The organism is Lentzea albidocapillata, from assembly GCF_000719115.1.
In the GTDB taxonomy this organism is placed as follows: domain Bacteria; phylum Actinomycetota; class Actinomycetes; order Mycobacteriales; family Pseudonocardiaceae; genus Lentzea; species Lentzea albidocapillata.
In genome coordinates, this window is sequence record NZ_JOEA01000010.1 from 104235 (window position 1) to 120703 (window position 16469).

General features: G+C 68.9%; 17 protein-coding genes. 5 read left to right on the forward strand and 12 right to left on the reverse strand.

Features of this window, described 5'->3' with window-relative positions:
* Positions 1-201: 201 nt before the first annotated feature.
* From IG04_RS0116860 to IG04_RS42655, 4 genes are all read left to right on the forward strand, one after another.
* On the forward strand, positions 202-429 hold the full coding sequence (locus IG04_RS0116860) for a hypothetical protein (RefSeq protein ID WP_144065614.1): 228 nt from the start codon (positions 202-204) through the stop codon (positions 427-429).
* 10 nt (positions 430-439) lie between these two features.
* Positions 440-736: an antibiotic biosynthesis monooxygenase family protein gene (locus IG04_RS0116865; protein ID WP_030477609.1), complete on the forward strand. Its 297-nt coding sequence runs from the start codon at positions 440-442 to the stop codon at positions 734-736.
* 32 nt (positions 737-768) lie between these two features.
* On the forward strand, positions 769-2580 hold the full coding sequence (locus tag IG04_RS0116870; protein ID WP_030477610.1) for a prolyl oligopeptidase family serine peptidase: 1812 nt from the start codon (positions 769-771) through the stop codon (positions 2578-2580).
* 191 nt (positions 2581-2771) lie between these two features.
* Positions 2772-3722, forward strand: coding sequence for a BtrH N-terminal domain-containing protein (locus tag IG04_RS42655; RefSeq protein ID WP_036014906.1), 951 nt, complete (start codon positions 2772-2774; stop codon positions 3720-3722).
* Positions 3723-3748: 26 nt separating this feature from the next.
* Here IG04_RS42655 and IG04_RS0116880 read toward each other — a convergent pair whose 3' ends face one another.
* From IG04_RS0116880 to IG04_RS0116890, 3 genes are all read right to left on the reverse strand, one after another.
* Positions 3749-4225, reverse strand: a complete 477-nt coding sequence (locus IG04_RS0116880) for a Dps family protein (protein ID WP_030477611.1) — start codon at positions 4223-4225, stop codon at positions 3749-3751.
* A gap of 16 nt (positions 4226-4241) precedes the next feature.
* On the reverse strand, positions 4242-4664 hold the full coding sequence (locus IG04_RS0116885) for an organic hydroperoxide resistance protein (RefSeq protein WP_030477612.1): 423 nt from the start codon (positions 4662-4664) through the stop codon (positions 4242-4244).
* Positions 4665-4745: 81 nt separating this feature from the next.
* Positions 4746-5318, reverse strand: coding sequence for an NADPH-dependent FMN reductase (locus tag IG04_RS0116890; protein ID WP_030477613.1), 573 nt, complete (start codon positions 5316-5318; stop codon positions 4746-4748).
* A gap of 65 nt (positions 5319-5383) precedes the next feature.
* Between IG04_RS0116890 and IG04_RS0116895 the strand changes: the two genes are divergently transcribed.
* A complete protein-coding gene (locus tag IG04_RS0116895) occupies positions 5384-6436 on the forward strand; it encodes an alpha/beta hydrolase (protein WP_030477614.1) in 1053 nt (350 codons plus the stop codon).
* Here the strand turns inward: IG04_RS0116895 and IG04_RS0116900 are convergent.
* From IG04_RS0116900 to IG04_RS0116940, 9 genes are all read right to left on the reverse strand, one after another.
* Complete coding sequence (locus IG04_RS0116900) at positions 6412-7587, reverse strand: MFS transporter (RefSeq protein WP_030477615.1); 1176 nt, start codon at positions 7585-7587, stop codon at positions 6412-6414. The two genes, IG04_RS0116895 and IG04_RS0116900, sit on opposite strands and share 25 nt — an antisense overlap.
* Entirely contained in the window at positions 7584-8774 is a 1191-nt protein-coding gene (locus IG04_RS0116905; RefSeq protein WP_036014910.1) for an MFS transporter, read from the reverse strand. Before IG04_RS0116905 ends, IG04_RS0116900 begins: the two co-directional genes overlap by 4 nt.
* A gap of 38 nt (positions 8775-8812) precedes the next feature.
* Positions 8813-10219 (reverse strand): gluconokinase, encoded by a 1407-nt coding sequence (locus tag IG04_RS0116910; protein ID WP_030477617.1) that lies wholly within the window; start codon positions 10217-10219, stop codon positions 8813-8815.
* Positions 10216-10953, reverse strand: a complete 738-nt coding sequence (locus tag IG04_RS0116915) for a class I SAM-dependent methyltransferase (RefSeq protein ID WP_030477618.1) — start codon at positions 10951-10953, stop codon at positions 10216-10218. Before IG04_RS0116915 ends, IG04_RS0116910 begins: the two co-directional genes overlap by 4 nt.
* Positions 10954-11131: 178 nt before the next feature.
* Positions 11132-13135, reverse strand: coding sequence for an ADP-ribosylglycohydrolase family protein (locus IG04_RS46520; protein WP_144065615.1), 2004 nt, complete (start codon positions 13133-13135; stop codon positions 11132-11134).
* On the reverse strand, positions 13132-13668 hold the full coding sequence (locus IG04_RS0116925) for a hypothetical protein (RefSeq protein WP_144065616.1): 537 nt from the start codon (positions 13666-13668) through the stop codon (positions 13132-13134). The genes IG04_RS46520 and IG04_RS0116925 overlap by 4 nt, the downstream gene beginning before the upstream one ends.
* 30 nt (positions 13669-13698) lie before the next feature.
* The gene (locus tag IG04_RS0116930) at positions 13699-14079 is read right to left on the reverse strand and encodes a hypothetical protein (RefSeq protein WP_030477621.1); all 381 of its coding nucleotides are present in this window, start codon (positions 14077-14079) and stop codon (positions 13699-13701) included.
* 59 nt (positions 14080-14138) lie between these two features.
* Positions 14139-15203 (reverse strand): aspartate-semialdehyde dehydrogenase, encoded by a 1065-nt coding sequence (locus IG04_RS0116935; protein ID WP_030477622.1) that lies wholly within the window; start codon positions 15201-15203, stop codon positions 14139-14141.
* Positions 15200-16465: an aspartate kinase gene (locus IG04_RS0116940; RefSeq protein WP_030477623.1), complete on the reverse strand. Its 1266-nt coding sequence runs from the start codon at positions 16463-16465 to the stop codon at positions 15200-15202. Before IG04_RS0116940 ends, IG04_RS0116935 begins: the two co-directional genes overlap by 4 nt.
* Between the last annotated feature and the right edge of the window lie 4 nt (positions 16466-16469).

Sequence of the window (16469 nt, forward strand, 5' to 3'; positions counted from 1 at the left end):
CTCGACACGCGCGGCCGTAGACGGGACCGTTCTTGCATGGCACAGCGCCATCGTTCCGCACCAAACTTTACGAACGACCACGTAACGTCAACTCTTAAGAGTGAAGGTTGACGGTTCAACTCACCTTGCGTAACTACCGCCTTGATCCGTACGCCGAAGGCAGTGGTTCAGGCATCGTGGATATGTCGGGAGATGTTCGTGATGGATTCCGCCTCCGCCGCCAACCCGTCTCATCGGTCGTGGATCGTCATTGCGGCCAAGGCAATTGTGGTGCTGCAGTGCCTGGGGATCGTTTTCATGCTCACTTCTGCCTGGGTGACGGCCGTGGTGGCCGTCGGCTTCATCGTGGTGTTCGTCGCGATCAGGGCGCTGTCGCGCACATCGAGGCAGGTCGACCAGATCTTCGAGGAGGAGCTCGGCCGCGAATAGGCTTGGCGCCATGCTGACGCGTGTGTCCGAAGCCGTGGTGAAGCCGGGCAGGGAGCAGGAGTTCGTCGCACGGGTGCGCGACCTCGTGAAGGGGTTTCCCGAGATCTACGACGGGCTGTTGGGGCACGAGGTGCTCGTCGACCTCGACGACCCGCTGCGCGTGCGGTATGTGAGCCGATGGCGGGACGAGCAGGCGCTCGAGAGCTACGCGGGAGCTGGGTGGCGCACCGATCCGGTGACGTTCCCGGACGAGGACGCGTACCTGCAGCAGCCGTTGGCGCTGCGGCACTTCCGGCACGTGAGCTGACTCAGCCGATGCCGGGACTCTAGTGTTGAACCGTGACCACGCACCCTTCTCCCGACATCCCGGAACAGCTCTTCGAGGACCCGGCCGCCGAGACCCGGTGGCGTGAGCGGTTCACCGCTCCCCGGATGAGCCTGCCCGGCTGGGCCGACGACGCCCCGGACCGCACCCTGTACGTCTCCAACGCCAGTGGCGTGTGGGAGATCTACGCCTGGGACCGCGCCACGGACGAGCACCGCAAGGTCACCGACCGCCCGAACGGCACGTCGCACGCCACGCTGAACCCGGACGGCACCGAGATCTGGTGGTTCGACGACCACGACGGCGACGAGTTCGGCGTCTGGGTCCGTGAGCCGTTCAAGGCTGACGGCAGCAAGGCCGAGCCCGCGGTCGCGGACGTGACGGCCGGCTACCCGGCGGGTCTGGAGATCGGCCGCAGCGTCACGGCCGTGGCCGCGTCGACGGACGACGGCACCACGGTCTGGCTGACGCGCGACGGCCGCAGCGAGGTGCTCTACCAGCACGTCAACGACGCCGGCGTCACCGCGATGGCCAAGGACGAGTCGATCGTCGTGATCGCGCATTCCGAGCACGGCGACAACCGGCACATGGCGCTGCGCGCACTCAACGCGGAGAACGGCGAGACGATCGCCGAGAAGTGGGACGGCAAGGGCAAGGGCCTCGACGCCATCTCGTTCAGCCCGGTGCGCGGCGACCAGCGGTTGCTGGTGCTGCACGAGCGCCGCGGCCGCGAGGAGCTGCTGATCTGGGACGTCGCCGCCGGCACCGAGCAGGAGATCGTCCTCGACCTGCCGGGTGAGGTCGCCGCAGACTGGTACCCGGACGCGTCCGCGCTGCTGGTCGTGCACACGCACCACGCCCGCAACACCGTGCACCGCTACGACCTCGCGACCGGCGAGCTGTCCACTCTGGACACCGCGCCCGGCGTGATCGGCTCGGCGGGCGTGCGGCCGGACGGCACGATCGAGTACTCGTGGTCGTCCGCCGAGAGGTCCACGGTCATCCGCGCGCTGGCCACCGACGGCACCGAGCGCGTGCTGGTCGAGCCGCAGGGCGCCGTGCCCGCGACGTCGCACAAGCTGGAGGACGTGTTCGTCGGCGACGTGCACGCGCTGGTCTCGAAGCCCGAGGGCGAGGGCCCGTTCCCGACCGTCTTCCTGATCCACGGCGGCCCGCACTCCTCCGACGAGGACCGCTTCTCCGCCTACCGCGCGGTCTGGCTCGACGCCGGCTTCGCCACCGTGCACGTGAACTACCGCGGTTCCAGCGGCTACGGCTCGAAGTGGCGCGACGCCATCGAGGGCAGGCCGGGCATCACCGAACTCGAGGACATCGCCGCCGTGCACGACTGGGCGGTCGAGTCCGGGCTCACCGACCCGGCGCAGTCGGTGCTCAACGGCGCGTCGTGGGGCGGCTACCTGACCCTGCTCGGCATCGGCACCCAGCCGGAACGCTGGGCCGTCGGCGTCGCGGGCGTCCCCGTCGCGGACTACTTCGCCGCCTACGAGGACGAGATGGAACCGCTACGGGCGTTCGACCGCGCGTTGTTCGGCGGCTCCCCGGAGGAGTTGCCCGAGCTGTACAAGGAGTGCTCGCCACTCACTTACGTCGACAAGGTCACCGCTCCGGTGCTGATCCTCGCCGGCGAGAACGACCCGCGCTGCCCGATCCGGCAGATCGACAACTACCTCGACGCCCTCGCGGCCCGCGGCCACACCTACGAGATGTACCGCTACGACGCGGGCCACGGCTCGCTGGTCGTCGCCGAGACGATCCGGCAGACGGCGGCCGAGGTGGACTTCGCACGGCGGCACCTCTCGAAGTAACCTGGTGACGGCGCCGCCGAGCGCCTCACCTCCTGATCGGTCACCCACGCTGGCCGGCGTCGCGGAGGCAAAGGGGACTCCTGTCCTCCCGGCGCCGGTCAGTCGTGTCTGTCGTGTACACCGCGAGCTGAGCCCGGACGAGCAGGGCCAGGCGTGGGGAACGGCTGCTGCGCGTCCGCGAAAGGCACGCCATGACCGAGCAGAAGTCGTTCAAGCGCCTGGTTCGCGCCCGGATGGAGCGCACCGGCGAGTCCTACACCACCGCCCGCAGGCACGTGCTGAAAGACGCGCGGCCCACCGGGCTGATGCACGACTCCTGGCTGCTGCGGGAGGTGCTCGACGACGAGTGGTCCGAGGCGATGCTGGCCGGGCTCGCCGGCGGCATCGGGTTCATGTACTTCGTGTTCGAGTACAAGGGTCACACGCCCACGATGACGATCGTGGCGCGGCACCATCCCGCGCCGTTCATCCCGACGGCGCTCATGCATGCCGGCATCGCGCACGAAGTCACCAGCACCACCTCCGCACGTAAGGCCGAGCAGCAGTTGCGATCGGCTGACGGGCCGGTGATCTGCTTGGTGGGCAAGGAGAAGCACCCGGTCGGGGTGCTCGGCACGGACGGCGACACCGTCACCGTGCACAACCACGGCACGCACCAACAGCCGCTCGCCGAGTTCATGGCGAGCTGGGGGCAGGGCAAGCACGAGATGATCAGCATCGGTGAGCACCGGGGCGAGCCGGATGTCGCGGCGGCGGTGCGGATGACGTGCGAGCACCTGACCGGGCCGGTGCTGGGCAACAACTTCGACGTGAACTTCGGCTTCTCCGGGATGCGCAGGTTCGCGGAGCAGTTGCGCGACAAGGGGAAGAAGGGCTGGGCCCAGCGGTGGGCCGACGACCCCGGGTTCGTTCAGCAGCGGCTGCACGACTGCCTGGAGGTCGAGTACACGGCGCCGGGTGCCACGCGGCCGCTGTACGCGGAGTTCCTGAGGGAGGTCGGACTTCCTGGCGTACAGGAGTTCCAGGAGTCCGGCAGGCTCTGGTCGGAGATCGCCAGGGGTGGCGACTACGACGAACTGGCCCGGAAAGTCGACGAGGCCCGTTCCATCGAGGAACGGGCCATCCGTCTGCTGTCGCGCTGACGGGCCAGACGAGAACCGGGCCAGGGCTAGGCCGCCTGGGCCTGCCACATCCAGTGCGCCTGCTCCAGTTCCTGCGTGATGCCGATCAGCAGGTCCTGGGTGACGAGGTCGGGCTTGTCGGTCTCGTCGATGCGCGAGCGCATGCGGGAGATCAGCGACGCCAGGGAAGCCGTGATCGACGTGACGACCTGCTCCTCCTTCAGCCAGCCGGTCTCCATCTCGGGCACGCCGGACGACGCGGCGATGGTCTTCGCCGTGCCGTTCGGCGTGACGCCGAGTGCGGCCGCGCGTTCGGCGACCTGGTCGGCTGCGTTGCGCGCGAGGACGACCAGTTCGTCGAGCTGAAGGTGGACGCTGCGGAAGTTCTTGCCGATCACGTTCCAGTGCGCCTGCTTCCCGATCAGGGAGAGGTCGACGAGGTCGACCAGGGTCGCCTGCAGAATGGCTCCGACCGCGTCGCGGTCGGCGTCAGCGAGCGGGCTGGTGATCGGGTTCTTGGCCATGGTGAAACGCGCCTCCTCAGACGGTGACGGTGAGCGCCACCTCGATGTTGCCGCGCGTCGCGTTCGAGTACGGGCAGACCTGGTGGGCCTGCTCGACGAGCTTCTCCGCGACCGCCTGGTCGAGTCCGGGGATCTTCACCGCGAGCTCGACAGCCAGCTGGAAGCCGCCGGTGCCGTTGGAGCCGATCCCCACCTTGGCGGTTACCTCAGAAGAAGCGACCTGAATCTTCCCTGCGCGCGCGACTGCTGCGATGGCGGAGTTGAAACACGCCGAGTAACCGGCTGCGAAGAGCTGCTCGGGGTTGGTCGCGTCGCCGCCGGGGCCACCCATCTCCTTCGGGATCGACAGCACCTCGTCGATCACACCGTCGGAGGAACGCACCTCACCGTTGCGGCCTTCTCCGTAAGCAGTCGCCTCAGCCGTGTACAGCGCTTCCATTCCGCTCTCCCTTGAGTCAGTGTTCAAAACCTTTCACTGCGGGAGAACGCATCGTGCACGACCTAAATGCCCGATCGTGACTCAGTTCACGTCCGAGATGGGGCGGCGCAGCGCGAACTCGGCCACCTGACGGCCGATCATCCGCAGGTTGCGGTCGACGTCGGCGTCCGAGCAGGCCCCGTCGCCGTCGAACTTGACCTGCGCGGAGTTGATCGCGGAGCCCAGCGGCGTCGGCCAGCCGCGCAGCGCGTGCACGATCGAGCGAACCGCCGCGAGCGTGTTCACCGCGGCCTGCCAGCCGTACGCGGCGGTGATGGTGCCGACCGCGCGGCCGTCGAGGTACGGACGGTCGTCGTCGCGCAGGTCCTCGATGTAGTCGAGGGCGTTCTTGACCAGGCCGGACACGGTGCCGTGGTAGCCGGGCGACACGACGATCACGCCGTCGCACCTGCGCAGGTCCTCGACCATCCGGAGGGCGACGTCCGTGCGGTCCGGCACCGACGGGTCGTAGAACGGGAGCACCAACTCGGGGCCGCTGTACTGGATCGTTCGCGCACCGAGCTCACGAGCACCCTCCAGAGCCACTCGCAGCGCCCGTTCGGACTGCGAGTCGGACCTGATCGAGCCCCCGATGCCTACCACCGTCACCGTCATGACAACGATCCTTCCACCTCCAGCTACCTGGAGATCCAGCACTACTCGCGAGTAACCTGCACCACATGTCGAACTTCCAGGCGGCCGTACTGGCCGGCGCTCTGCGCTTCGCGTTCGGTCTCCCCGGCCCCGTGCGCCGTCTCCTCGCCGGTGCGCCGATCCGCCTGGACGGCCAGGACCTGCATCCCGAGGCGCAGCTGCTGCTCAGGCTCCAGCAACTGTCCGGGACGGGTTGGCGCACGAGGACAGCATCCGAGAGCCGACTGGACCTGGAGTTGAGTTCGAAGCTCGTCTCCGGTCCGAAGATCACCGGAGTGGGTTCGCGCGATCTCACGGTCGGCGAGTTCGCCGGGCGCCTCTACACGCCGGACGGCCTCACGGAAGGCTCCCCACTGTTGATCTTCTACCACGGTGGCGGCTGGGTGACCGGAAGCCTGGAGACCCACGACAACCTCTGCCGCTTCCTCGCTCGCGAGGCAGGCATCCGGGTCCTCGCGGCCGACTACCGGCTCGCCCCGGAGGCACCGTTCCCCGCCGCGGCCGACGACGCCGCCGACGTGCTGCGCTACGCCGTCACGAAGGCCGAGGACCTCGGCATCGACCCGAAGCGGATCGCTCTCGGCGGTGACAGCGCGGGCGGCAACCTGGCCGCCGTCACGGCCCACAGCGCCGAGATCGACCTCGCGTTCCTGCTGCTCCTCTACCCCGGCGTGGACGCGTCGGTGCGCCGCCGGTCGCGGGAGATCTTCGGCAACGGGTTCTTCCTGACCGACGAGAAGATCGACTGGTTCCTCGACCAGTACACCTCCGGCGGCAAGGACCGGCACGACCCGCGCCTGTCGATCATGCTGGCCGAGGACCTGTCGAACCTGCCGCCGACCTACATCGCGACCGCGGGCTACGACCCGTTGCGCGACGAGGGCGAGGCCTTCGCGGAACGCCTGGCCGCCGAGGGCGTGCCGGTCGTGTTGCGCCGCCACGAGGGCCTGTTCCACGGCTTCGCGAACGTGCTCGGCGTCGGCGGGATCTTCCGCGAGGCCGTGTCCGAAGCAGTCGGTGCGCTCCGGACCGGCTTCGCGCTGGCCAACTCCGCTCAGGACGTGGAGGAGACCGCCTGACGCTGGCGCGACAGCACCCAGCCGACACCGGCGACCAGCAGCCCGGCCAGGCCCGCGACGAGGAAGCCGAGCGGAGGTCCGCTGTGGTCGACAGCGAGTCCCGCGAGCGGCTGACCGGCGGCGACGCCGAACGTGAAGGCGGAACCCTGCAGTCCCAGCGCGAGCCCGCGGGCCGTGGGTGGCGCGTTCTTGGCGATCAGCTCGGACGACGCCGTGATCGTCGGCGCGCAGGCGAGGTTCATCGGGATCAACGCGAGCGCCAGCAGCCACACGTTGCCGTCGCCGAGACCGACCGGTATCTCCAGCAAAGCCATGCAAGCCAGCAGGAACACACCGGTCGGCACCCGTTTGAGGCTGCCGTAGAAGAGCCCGCCGAGGGCCGACGCCGCGCACATCACCACGAAGACCAGGCCGAGCCAGCTCTGCTGACCCGAGCGCTCCAGCGAGGCGATCGCCGAGATCTCCATGCCGGACAACACCATCGTGGCGCCGAACGGGACGATCAGCGCCGCGATCATCGGCCCGCGCAGCCACTGCCGCAACGGAGGCGGCGGGCCCTCGGTCACGTCGTCCTCGTGCAGCAGCACCGGGTTCACGAGGAACAGCACCGCGCTCGCGGTCAGGATCGCCACGCCGATCACGATCAGCGCCGTCCCGGTCGAGTACTTCGTCGCGATCAGCACGCCCGCGGCGGGCCCGACCATGAACGACAGCTCGACCGAGATCGAGTCGAGTGAGAACGCGGGCCTGCGCTGCGGTTCGGGCACGATCGCGGTGAGCGCCTGCCGTCCGATCGACATCACCGGCACGGCCACGAGCCCGTTGGCGAAAGCGAGCACGAGCAGCAGGTAGTAGTCCATCAGCGGCGCCGTCACCCAGAAGGCGCCTTCGAGCAGGCTCAGTGCCAGCACGAACCGCAGGCCCTTGGAGTCGACCAGCTTGCCCATCAACGGCGACCCGAGGCCGAGGCCGACCATGGTCGCGAAGCCGACGGTGCCGGCCGCCGCGTAGCCCTTGTCGAGCGTGGTGACGACGTGCAGCGTCACCGTGACGCCCGCCGCCGTCGGAGGGATCCTGGCGAACAGCATCAGCAGCATCAGGGGACGAACCCCCGGCAGCGCCAGGACCGATCTGAACGGGGCGAGGTTCACGAGGACATCGTCACCTGGCTGGCAACGGGTTTGTTCTGCCGCGAGAGCAGCCAGGCGACGCCCGCGACCAGCAGTCCGATCACGCCGACGATCGCGAACCCGGCCGGTGCTCCCCCGCGGTCGATCGCGACGCCGGCGATCGGTGCGCCGATCGCGTTGCCGACGGTGAACGCCGACCCCTGCAGGCCGAGCGCCAGGCCACGGGCGGTGGGCGGCGCGAGCCTGCTGATGTGTTCACCGGAGGCTGCGATCAATGGCGCGCACATGAGGTTCATCGGCACGAGGAGCAGGCACAGCAGCAGCACGTTCCCGTCGCCCAGACCCACCGGAATCTCCAGAGCGGCCATCAAGACGAGCAGCACCAGCACGTTCGGCACTCTCTTCACGCCGCCGTAGACCAGGCCGCCGACGATCGACGCCGCGCACATCGCGAAGAACACCGCGCCAAGCCAGCTCTGCTTGCCGATGTGCTCCAGCGACGCGATCGCCGAGACCTCCATGCCCGTGAGACACACCGCCGTCCCGGCACACACGACCAGCACGCCGACGATCCGTCCCCGCATCCACTCGAACACGCGGGGCTGCGGCCCGTCGACGACCTCGTCCTCGTGCACCATCGGCGGGTTCGCCCAGTACAGGAGCACCCCGGCGACCAGGATCGAGACGCCGATGAACATCAGCGCGGCGCTCGTGGAGAACTTCGTCGCGACGAACACGCCGAGCGCCGGCCCGCCCATGAACGACAGCTCGACCGAGATCGAGTCGACGGACAGCGCGATCCGGCGCCGGCTCTCCGGCACGAGCGCGGTGATGACCTGCCGCCCGATCGGCATCATCGGCACGCCGAGCAGTCCGACCAGGAACGACGTCACCAGCAACGTCCAGTAGCCCATCAACGGCGCGGTCAGCCAGAACGCCGCCGAGGCCGTGACGCTCACGCCCAGCATCGACCGCAGACCTCGCGAGTCGATCAGCCTGCCCATCAGCGGGGCGCCGAGCCCCATGCCGATCGTGCCCGCCGCCCCGACCAGCCCTGCCGCGCCGTAGCCCTTGTCCAGCGTGACCGCGACGTGCAGCGTCAGGATCACGCCCGTGGCCGCCGGAGGCATCCTCGCGAAGAACATCAGCAGTGCGAACGGACGGACTCTGGGCAGCATCAGGACGTGTTTGAAGGGGGCGAGGTCCACACCGCCATCCTCACGCGGATGGCAAAAGGTTTTCTTTGCTAACGATGTGATTCGCCGTACAGCTCTTCCAGTACGCGGTAAGCCTTCACGACGAACGGCCGTGCGTTCGCGTACCTCTCGACCAGCCCCTCATCCGGCTTGATCGTCTGCGTCGGCCGCACGAGGTCGACGGTCAACGACTCGATCTCGTCCAGCGCCCGCCACGCAAGCAGCGCCGCACCCACGGCCGAACCACCACTGTCCTCGGTGAGGTGCAACGGCATGCCGAGCGTGTTCGCCAGGGTCTGGGCCCAGATCGGAGCGCGGAACGCACCGCCGGTGATCCGCAACGACTCGACGTGCGGCACGGCGTCCAGCACGAGCGCCAGCTGCTGACACACACCCTCGACCAGTGCCTTGGTGATCTGTTGAGGGGTGTGTTCGCGCCGGAGGCCGAGCAACGCCGCGTGCGCGGTCGGGTCCCACCACGGTGCCCGTTCGCCCAGCAGATAAGGCAGCGCGACGAGCCCATCGGAGTCGACGTCTGCGGCCTGGGCGAGCAGGTCGCCGACTGGAATGCCGAACGTCTCCGCGGCCCACTGGGCGACCACGCCACCGTTGCTGATCGCACCGCCGCGAACCCAGAGGCCCTCGCCGATGGCGTAGCTGAACGTGCGGCCTTCGTCGTCGACCCCCGGCCCCAGCTGCGCCACGCGGAGTGCGCCCGAGGTGCCGAGCGAGACCGCACCCGCACCAGGCCTGGCCGCGCCGACGCCGAGGTTGCCCAGCGGCCCGTCGCCACCGCCGACGATCACCGGGATGCCGGGGCGCAGTCCGGGGATCATGGCCGTCAGCGGCGTCGAGTGGGTGGGCTCGACCAGCGGCGGGAGCTGGTCCGCGGTGACGCCGGCGAACTCCAGCGACGGCTCGTGCCACTGCAGGGTGTGGATGTTCATCAGGCCCGTGCCGGAGCCGGACGAGTGCTCGTTGATCAGTTCGCCGGTCAGGTGCAGGTGCACGAAGTCCTTGATCTCGCACCACTTCGCGGCGCGGACGCCGTTCTCGTGGAACCAGGCGAGCTTCATCAGCGGGGTGAACGAGTGGATCGGCGCGCCGGTCGCCTGGTGCAGCGCACGGCCTTCCTCGGTCCCCCGCAACCGTTCGGTCTGCTCGATGGCACGGTTGTCGGCCCAGCTCAGGGCGTCCGTGATCGGACTCAGATCCGCGTCCAGGCCCATGATCGAGTGCATCGCACCGGTCAGCGCGATGGCCCGCACGTCCTCCGACGCCAGTTCGCGGAGGGCGTCGAGCGCGGCGTCGAGCACCTGCCGCGGGTCGTGCGTGGCTTCGAGACCGCTGGTGTGCATGGGATAGCGGCGTTCGGTCGAGGCGACGACACGAGCCTGCGCGTCGACCGCGACGACCTTGGTCGCCGAGGTGCCGAGGTCCACCGCGAGAACGATCACCGAACGCCTCGCACGGCCGAGAAGACGGCGAAGCTCGGGGACTGCCGCAACGGTCCCCAGAACTCCTCGCCACGGTCGTCGTCCGGCGTCACGGCGGGCTCCCGCGTGACTTCGAGACCCGCTCGGGTCAGCGCGCCGTCGAACACGCCGCGTTCCCAGTAGAACGAGTCGAAGTCGAACGGCGGATCGCCCAGCACATGCACGTTGACCGGCTGTTTCACGTTCATCGGGCCGGTGCGGGAGACCTCGTAGCCGTAGCGGCCGTACTGCGCGAGCAGGTCCCAGTCGGCGTCCGGGTTCGGTACCAGCACGACGAGCCGGCCGTCAGGAGCGAGGTTCGCGGTCAGGTTCGCGATCATGGCGTCCATCGCGGACTCGTCGTCCGCGTAGCCCAGCAGCCACACGGCCGTCACGACGTCGAACTCACCGAACACCGGCAGATCCGTCGCGTCGTGCTGCTCGTAGGTGATGCCGCGCGGCTCGCGTTCCTCGACGTAGCGGGCGTAGCCGATCATCTCCCCGGCCGAGTCGACGCCCACGACCGTCGTCGCGCCGAGGTCGTGGAACAGCCGGGCGTAGAACCCGGTTCCGCAGGCCACGTCCAGCACCGAGCGGCCCAGCAGGTCACCGACCGCGGACAGCAGCGTCGCGCGCTCGGCCAGTCCGGTCGGGATGTGCTTGGCGCGCTCGTAGATCGCGCCCAACGCGTCGTACTGATCGTCGCTCTCCGCCATGGATCACACCTTAGGGTCTGTTTCACAGGTCTCGTTCGATGAGAGTCGAGCCTGAGGTGGTTCCTGGCGGTGCGGCCGAATGGGCCGCATACCGGTGTTGTATGTGGTCCATTCGGCCGTGCCGTCAGGGGCCCGCCTCAGGCCCGGCTATCGCGAACACGGACCTGTGAAACAGACCCTAGGACGGCGGATACCGGACGAACCACTCCTGGGTCATCGGCGGGTTCGGGCCCGTCTCGGTCTCCCAGTCCGCGACCATCTCGTCGATGACGTCACGAAACTGCACGCGCTCGACCCAGTCCGGGCGGATCTTCTCGACGCCGTGCAGCGCACCGACGAGGTTGCCGCACAGGGACGCCGTCGAGTCGTTGTCGCCGCCGTGGTTGACCGAGATCAGCAACGCCTCGTTCGGATCGTCGGTGACCAGCGCCGAGTACAACGCGATCGCGAGCGCCGTGTCACCGACGCCGCCCCCGCCCAACTCCTCCACGCGCGCCACGCTCGGTTCTCCCAGCGCGGCGAGCTCGATGGCATGCTCGACGGCGGCGACGACCTCCTCGTGACCCTCGTGCCGCACGACCGCTTTCATCGCCGTGTCGACGCCGTCGAGTAACCCCTTGCCCCTCAACGCCTCCCAGACGAGTACGGCGAAGAACCCGGCGGACAGGTACCCGCTCGGATGGCCGTGCGTGAGCCCGGCGGCGCACTTGGCCAGCGCGAAAGCCTGCGAAGCGTCGTCGGCGTAGAAGGCGATCGGTGCGACGCGCATGACGCCGCCGCAGCCCTTCGAGTCGTTGGCCGGGTTCTCGGCCGTGGCCATGACGCCGGTGCGGCCGTACTGCTGCAACGCCGACGTCACGGTGAGACCGGGCGCCCGCAGGCGGAACAGGTCGCGGTGGCCGATCAGACGGCCGTCCGGCTCGTCCAGAGTGGACAGTGGTCCGCGCGCCTTCTCCCAAGGCGTCTTCTGGGTGTGCAGCCAACGCTGGTAGGCGTGTTGCACGACCGCGACGATCCCGCCGTTACCGGTGGTCCGCTCACGCACATGGCCCCTGATCATGGCCTCGAACGTGAACAGTGTCATCTGGGTGTCGTCGGTGATCGCCGGGTCGTCGGGCAGGTCGGTGATGCCCTGCGGACCGTGACGCTCGTAGACGACCTCCATCGGCAGGTTCTCGGTATTGGCGCCCAGCGCGTCACCGATGGCACCCCCGATCAGGCAGCCGCGCAGCTTTCCGTTGTCCTGACCCGCTTCCCGCTCCCGTACGACGAACCTGCGGCCTTGCTCATCGACGCCCAGCGTGAACTCGACCTTGACGGTGCGCACCGGCACGGCGTGGACCGGGCCCGAGCTCACGATGTGGTCCAGCGTCGCGATGTCCGCCCTGCTCAGCCACGGCGAGCGCTCGACCTTGAACGCGCCGTACTGCGCGCAGCCGCACATCCTGAGGTGCTGGGCGGCCTCGTCCACAAAGGTCCACATCCGCAGCTCGGTGTCGAAGGACAGGCCGGGGTTGATGTGCAGGTGCTGTGGCCGGGTGCCGGAGAAGTCGTCGCCGGCGAAGACCTTGCTGATGAACGTGTTGAGTGCGACCCGTGTCCACACCGCCGTGCCGGCGGGCAGCAGGTCCGGCCTTGTGAAGACCGGGAGGGTCTCCGGGTAGTCGAACCGGGTCGCCGGCACTTCCCCAGGGATGAGGACCTCGCCGTGGACGCCGTTGTGCCCCAACTGGTCCAGGCCGTACCAGCCGCGTCCGACGTAGTCGAGGAACCGTTCCATCGGGGTGAGCGGCAGAGGGTCGCCGGCCGCGATCGGGCCCGCCACCCGCGCCGGGTTCGGGTGAAACTCACCATCAGCGGTCCAGCCGGCGACGGCGGTGAAGTCCGGGTCCGTGCGCATGCCCGGCATGGAGATCAGCTCGGGATCGAACCGCGCCTCCCACGGCCGGTCCTTGACGCTGCCATCCTCGATGACGGCCGTGGTGCCGAGCACATGCACCTCGACGCCCTGCCTGGGCCACCTGCCGCCGGCGCGGACCTTGCCGTCCTTACCCGGAACGGCGTAGCCGATCTCCCAGCCGTCCCGCGTGCGGAACACGCTGTCCTGGTCGATCCGGAACTCCTCGCCCCGGCACTCCAGGATCCACCGCTCGGCGATCGCGAGCGCCTCGTCCCTGTTCACCACGACCTCCGGTGCAGCTGCTCGGCGACCTTCCGGACGTCGTGCTCCGGCCCGCCCCTGAGCGCTCCCGCGATCGCCCGCGCGACACCTCGGCCTTCACCCCGGACGGCCTGTGCCAACGCCCCCGCCGCGGTCGACGGGTCGGCGTCAGGAGGGTCGAGCTTCTCGGGCTCGAAGAGGTATTCGGCCAGCATGATCACGGCATCGGCGGCCGGCGAGTCCTTGCCGTGCGTGAGGGCGACGAGCTCGCGGACCTGGTCCGCCTCGAGGCGCCGGACGGCGGCGGGCAGCGCCCAGACCAACGCACCAGGCCCCTGCGATCTGACGCCGTTTCCCGCCTGCCGCGACACCAGGTCCGGTTGAACGGACGGCTGCGTGGCCCATTCGGCCAACGCCGTCAGCGGATCTCCTGCCGAACACGCGACCAGCTGGTCGACCAGTCCTGTTCGGACACCCGCGCCGTGCGCGAAACCCTGATAGGCGGCCACGACCTGAGAAAGTCGCGGCGGCCTGATCCATTCGATCTCCCCCATCGCCGTCCGACCATACCCGGACGGACGGCGTCACCAGATGACAATGCCGCCACCGGCGCCCAACGCCCAGCCCGCCGCGATCTGGATGTTGGCCAGGCGCGAGGAGATCCCCTCCAGGTACCACTCGCGGGTGCGGCGTTCGTCGACGCCTTGCGGCGCGAAGGAGGCCAGGTTCGCGCGGAGGACCTTCGTCTCCCGGATGAAGTCCGGAACCTGGTCCGGCGTCACGTAGAGGTCGTTCTCCGCCAGCACCGGGAAGAACCTGGCGCCAAGAGCACGCACGGCCTCGTTGCCCCACACCTCGGTGCGCCAGCTCTCGAACCCCGCGAGCTCCTCGCAGCCGGCCGGGGTCTCCGGGAACTGTCTGTTGCCGTTCTCGTCGAGGAGGTAGACGGACACAAGCAAGCTCATGCGGACAAGTAGAAGGCCCCTGCCGTTTCGCACCGGCAGGGGCCCTCGACTCACGTCGTTCAGAGGCGCTTCGCGAGCTCTTCCGCGACCTCGTAGGTGTTCAGCGCGGCACCCTTGCGCAGGTTGTCACCGCACACGAAGAAGTCCAGCGTGTTCGGGAAGTCCAGCGCCTGGCGCACGCGGCCGACGTACGTCGGGTCCTCGCCCACGGTGTCCGCGGGCGTCGGGAACTTCTGCGCGGCCGGGTCGTCGACCAGGACGATCGTCGGCTGCGACTCGAAGATCTTGTGCGCGGCCTCGACCGTGATCTCGCGGGCGAACGTCGCGTGGACGGACAGCGAGTGGGTCGTGACGACCGGGACGCGGACGCACGTCGCGGAGACCTTCAGGTCCGGGATGCCGAGGATCTTGCGGGCCTCGTTGCGGACCTTCAGCTCCTCGGACGACCAGCCGCCGTCCTTCAGCGAACCGGCCCACGGCACCACGTTCAGCACCAGCGGAGCCGGGAACGGCGAGTCCTCGGCGGACAGACCGGCGGCGGTCAGCGCCTCGGCCACGTCGCCCGCCGACACACCCGCCTCCTTGCCCGCCAGCGCCGCGATCTCGGCGTAGAGGCGGTCGATGCCGGACTGGCCGGCGCCGGAAGCGGCCTGGTAGGAGGCCACGACGAGTTCCTTGAGCTCGAACTCGCGGTGCAGGGCGCCCAGCGACGCCATCATCGACAGCGTCGTGCAGTTCGGGTTCGAGATGATGCCGCGCGGACGCTCGTTGATCTGGTCCGCGTTCACCTCGGGCACGACCAGCGGCACGTCGGCGTCCATCCGGAACGCACCGGAGTTGTCGATCGCTACGGCTCCGCGCTCGACGGCGATCGGCGCCCACTCGGCGCTGACCTCGTCCGGCACGTCGAACATCGCGATGTCGACGCCGTCGAACGCCTCGGCCGACAGAGCGACGACCGTGACGTCCTGGCCGCGCACGTTGATCTTCTTGCCCGCCGAGCGCGGGGACGCGATCAGCCTGATCTCGCCCCACGGCACGGACGAACGGGTGTTGATGATGTCGATCATCACGGTGCCCACGGCACCGGTCGCGCCCACAAGCGCGAGCACTGGGGCGGTCATCGTCCAGTCCCTGCGTAAACGACGGCCTCTTCGTCGGTGCCCAGGTCGAACGCGTCGTGCAGGGCACGGACGGCGTCGTCGAGCTGGGTGTCGCGGCAGATGACCGAGATGCGGATCTCCGAGGTGGAGATGATGTCGATGTTGACGCCGGCCGTGGCCAGCGCCTCACAGAACGTCGCCGTGACGCCGGGGTGCGAACGCATGCCCGCGCCGATCAGCGACACCTTGCCGACGTGCTCGTCGTAGAGCACCTGGTCGAACCCGATCTCGCCGCGGGACTTCTCCAGCGCGGCCACCGCGCGCGGGCCGTCGACCTTGGCCAGCGTGAACGTGATGTCCGTACGGCCGGACGCCGCCTGGGACACGTTCTGCACGACCATGTCGATGTCGAGCTCCGCCTGCGCGACGACGCGGAAGATCTTGGCCGCGATGCCGGGGTGGTCGGGAACTGCCGTCACGGTGATTTTGGCCTCGGACCGGTCGTGCGCGACGCCGGTGATCATCGCCTGTTCCACGGGAAGGTCCTCCACTGAACCGGACACGATGGTTCCGGTCTTGTTGCTGAACGAAGAGCGGACGTGCACGGGGACGTTGTAGCGCCGGGCGTACTCCACGCAGCGGAGCATCAGCACCTTGGCGCCACAGGCGGCCATCTCGAGCATTTCCTCGTAGCTGATCGTGTCGAGTTTCTTCGCGTTCGGCACGATGCGCGGGTCGGCGGTGTAGACGCCGTCCACGTCGGTGTAGATCTCGCACACGTCGGCTTTCGTCGCGGCCGCGAGTGCCACCGCGGTGGTGTCGCTGCCGCCACGGCCGAGCGTGGTGATCTCCTTCGAGTCCTGGGAGACGCCCTGGAAGCCCGCGACGATCGCGATGGCCCCCTCGGACGTCGCGTCCTGGATCCGGCTCGGCGTCACGTCGATGATCCGCGCTTTGCCGTGCACCGAAGTCGTGATCACGCCGGCCTGCGAGCCGGTGTACGAGCGCGCCTCGGCACCGAGCGTGTTGATCGCCATCGCGAGCAGCGACATGGAGATCCGCTCACCGGAGGTGAGGAGCATGTCGAGCTCACGGGCGGGCGGCACCGGCGAGACCTGGCGGGCGAGATCGAGCAGCTCATCAGTCGTGTCACCCATGGCGGACACGACGACGACGACGTCGTTCCCCGCCTTTTTGGTCGCGACGATGCGCTCGGCCACGCGTTTGATCCGCTCGGCGCTTCCAACCGATGAACCGCCGTACTTCTGGACGACGAGCGCCACCGAC

What these genes read in the sequence shown, in the direction of transcription:
- IG04_RS42655 (WP_036014906.1), top strand. Translation starts at nt 2,772, where the DNA reads ATGACCGAGCAGAAGTCGTTCAAGCGCCTGGTTCGCGCCCGGATGGAG.
- IG04_RS0116880 (WP_030477611.1), bottom strand. Translation starts at nt 4,225, where the DNA reads ATGGCCAAGAACCCGATCACCAGCCCGCTCGCTGACGCCGACCGCGAC.
- IG04_RS0116935 (WP_030477622.1), bottom strand. Translation starts at nt 15,203, where the DNA reads ATGACCGCCCCAGTGCTCGCGCTTGTGGGCGCGACCGGTGCCGTGGGC.
- IG04_RS0116860 (WP_144065614.1), top strand. Translation starts at nt 202, where the DNA reads ATGGATTCCGCCTCCGCCGCCAACCCGTCTCATCGGTCGTGGATCGTC.
- IG04_RS0116925 (WP_144065616.1), bottom strand. Translation starts at nt 13,668, where the DNA reads ATGGGGGAGATCGAATGGATCAGGCCGCCGCGACTTTCTCAGGTCGTG.
- IG04_RS0116930 (WP_030477621.1), bottom strand. Translation starts at nt 14,079, where the DNA reads ATGAGCTTGCTTGTGTCCGTCTACCTCCTCGACGAGAACGGCAACAGA.
- IG04_RS0116865 (WP_030477609.1), top strand. Translation starts at nt 440, where the DNA reads ATGCTGACGCGTGTGTCCGAAGCCGTGGTGAAGCCGGGCAGGGAGCAG.
- IG04_RS0116915 (WP_030477618.1), bottom strand. Translation starts at nt 10,953, where the DNA reads ATGGCGGAGAGCGACGATCAGTACGACGCGTTGGGCGCGATCTACGAG.
- IG04_RS0116885 (WP_030477612.1), bottom strand. Translation starts at nt 4,664, where the DNA reads ATGGAAGCGCTGTACACGGCTGAGGCGACTGCTTACGGAGAAGGCCGC.
- IG04_RS0116895 (WP_030477614.1), top strand. Translation starts at nt 5,384, where the DNA reads ATGTCGAACTTCCAGGCGGCCGTACTGGCCGGCGCTCTGCGCTTCGCG.
- IG04_RS0116890 (WP_030477613.1), bottom strand. Translation starts at nt 5,318, where the DNA reads ATGACGGTGACGGTGGTAGGCATCGGGGGCTCGATCAGGTCCGACTCG.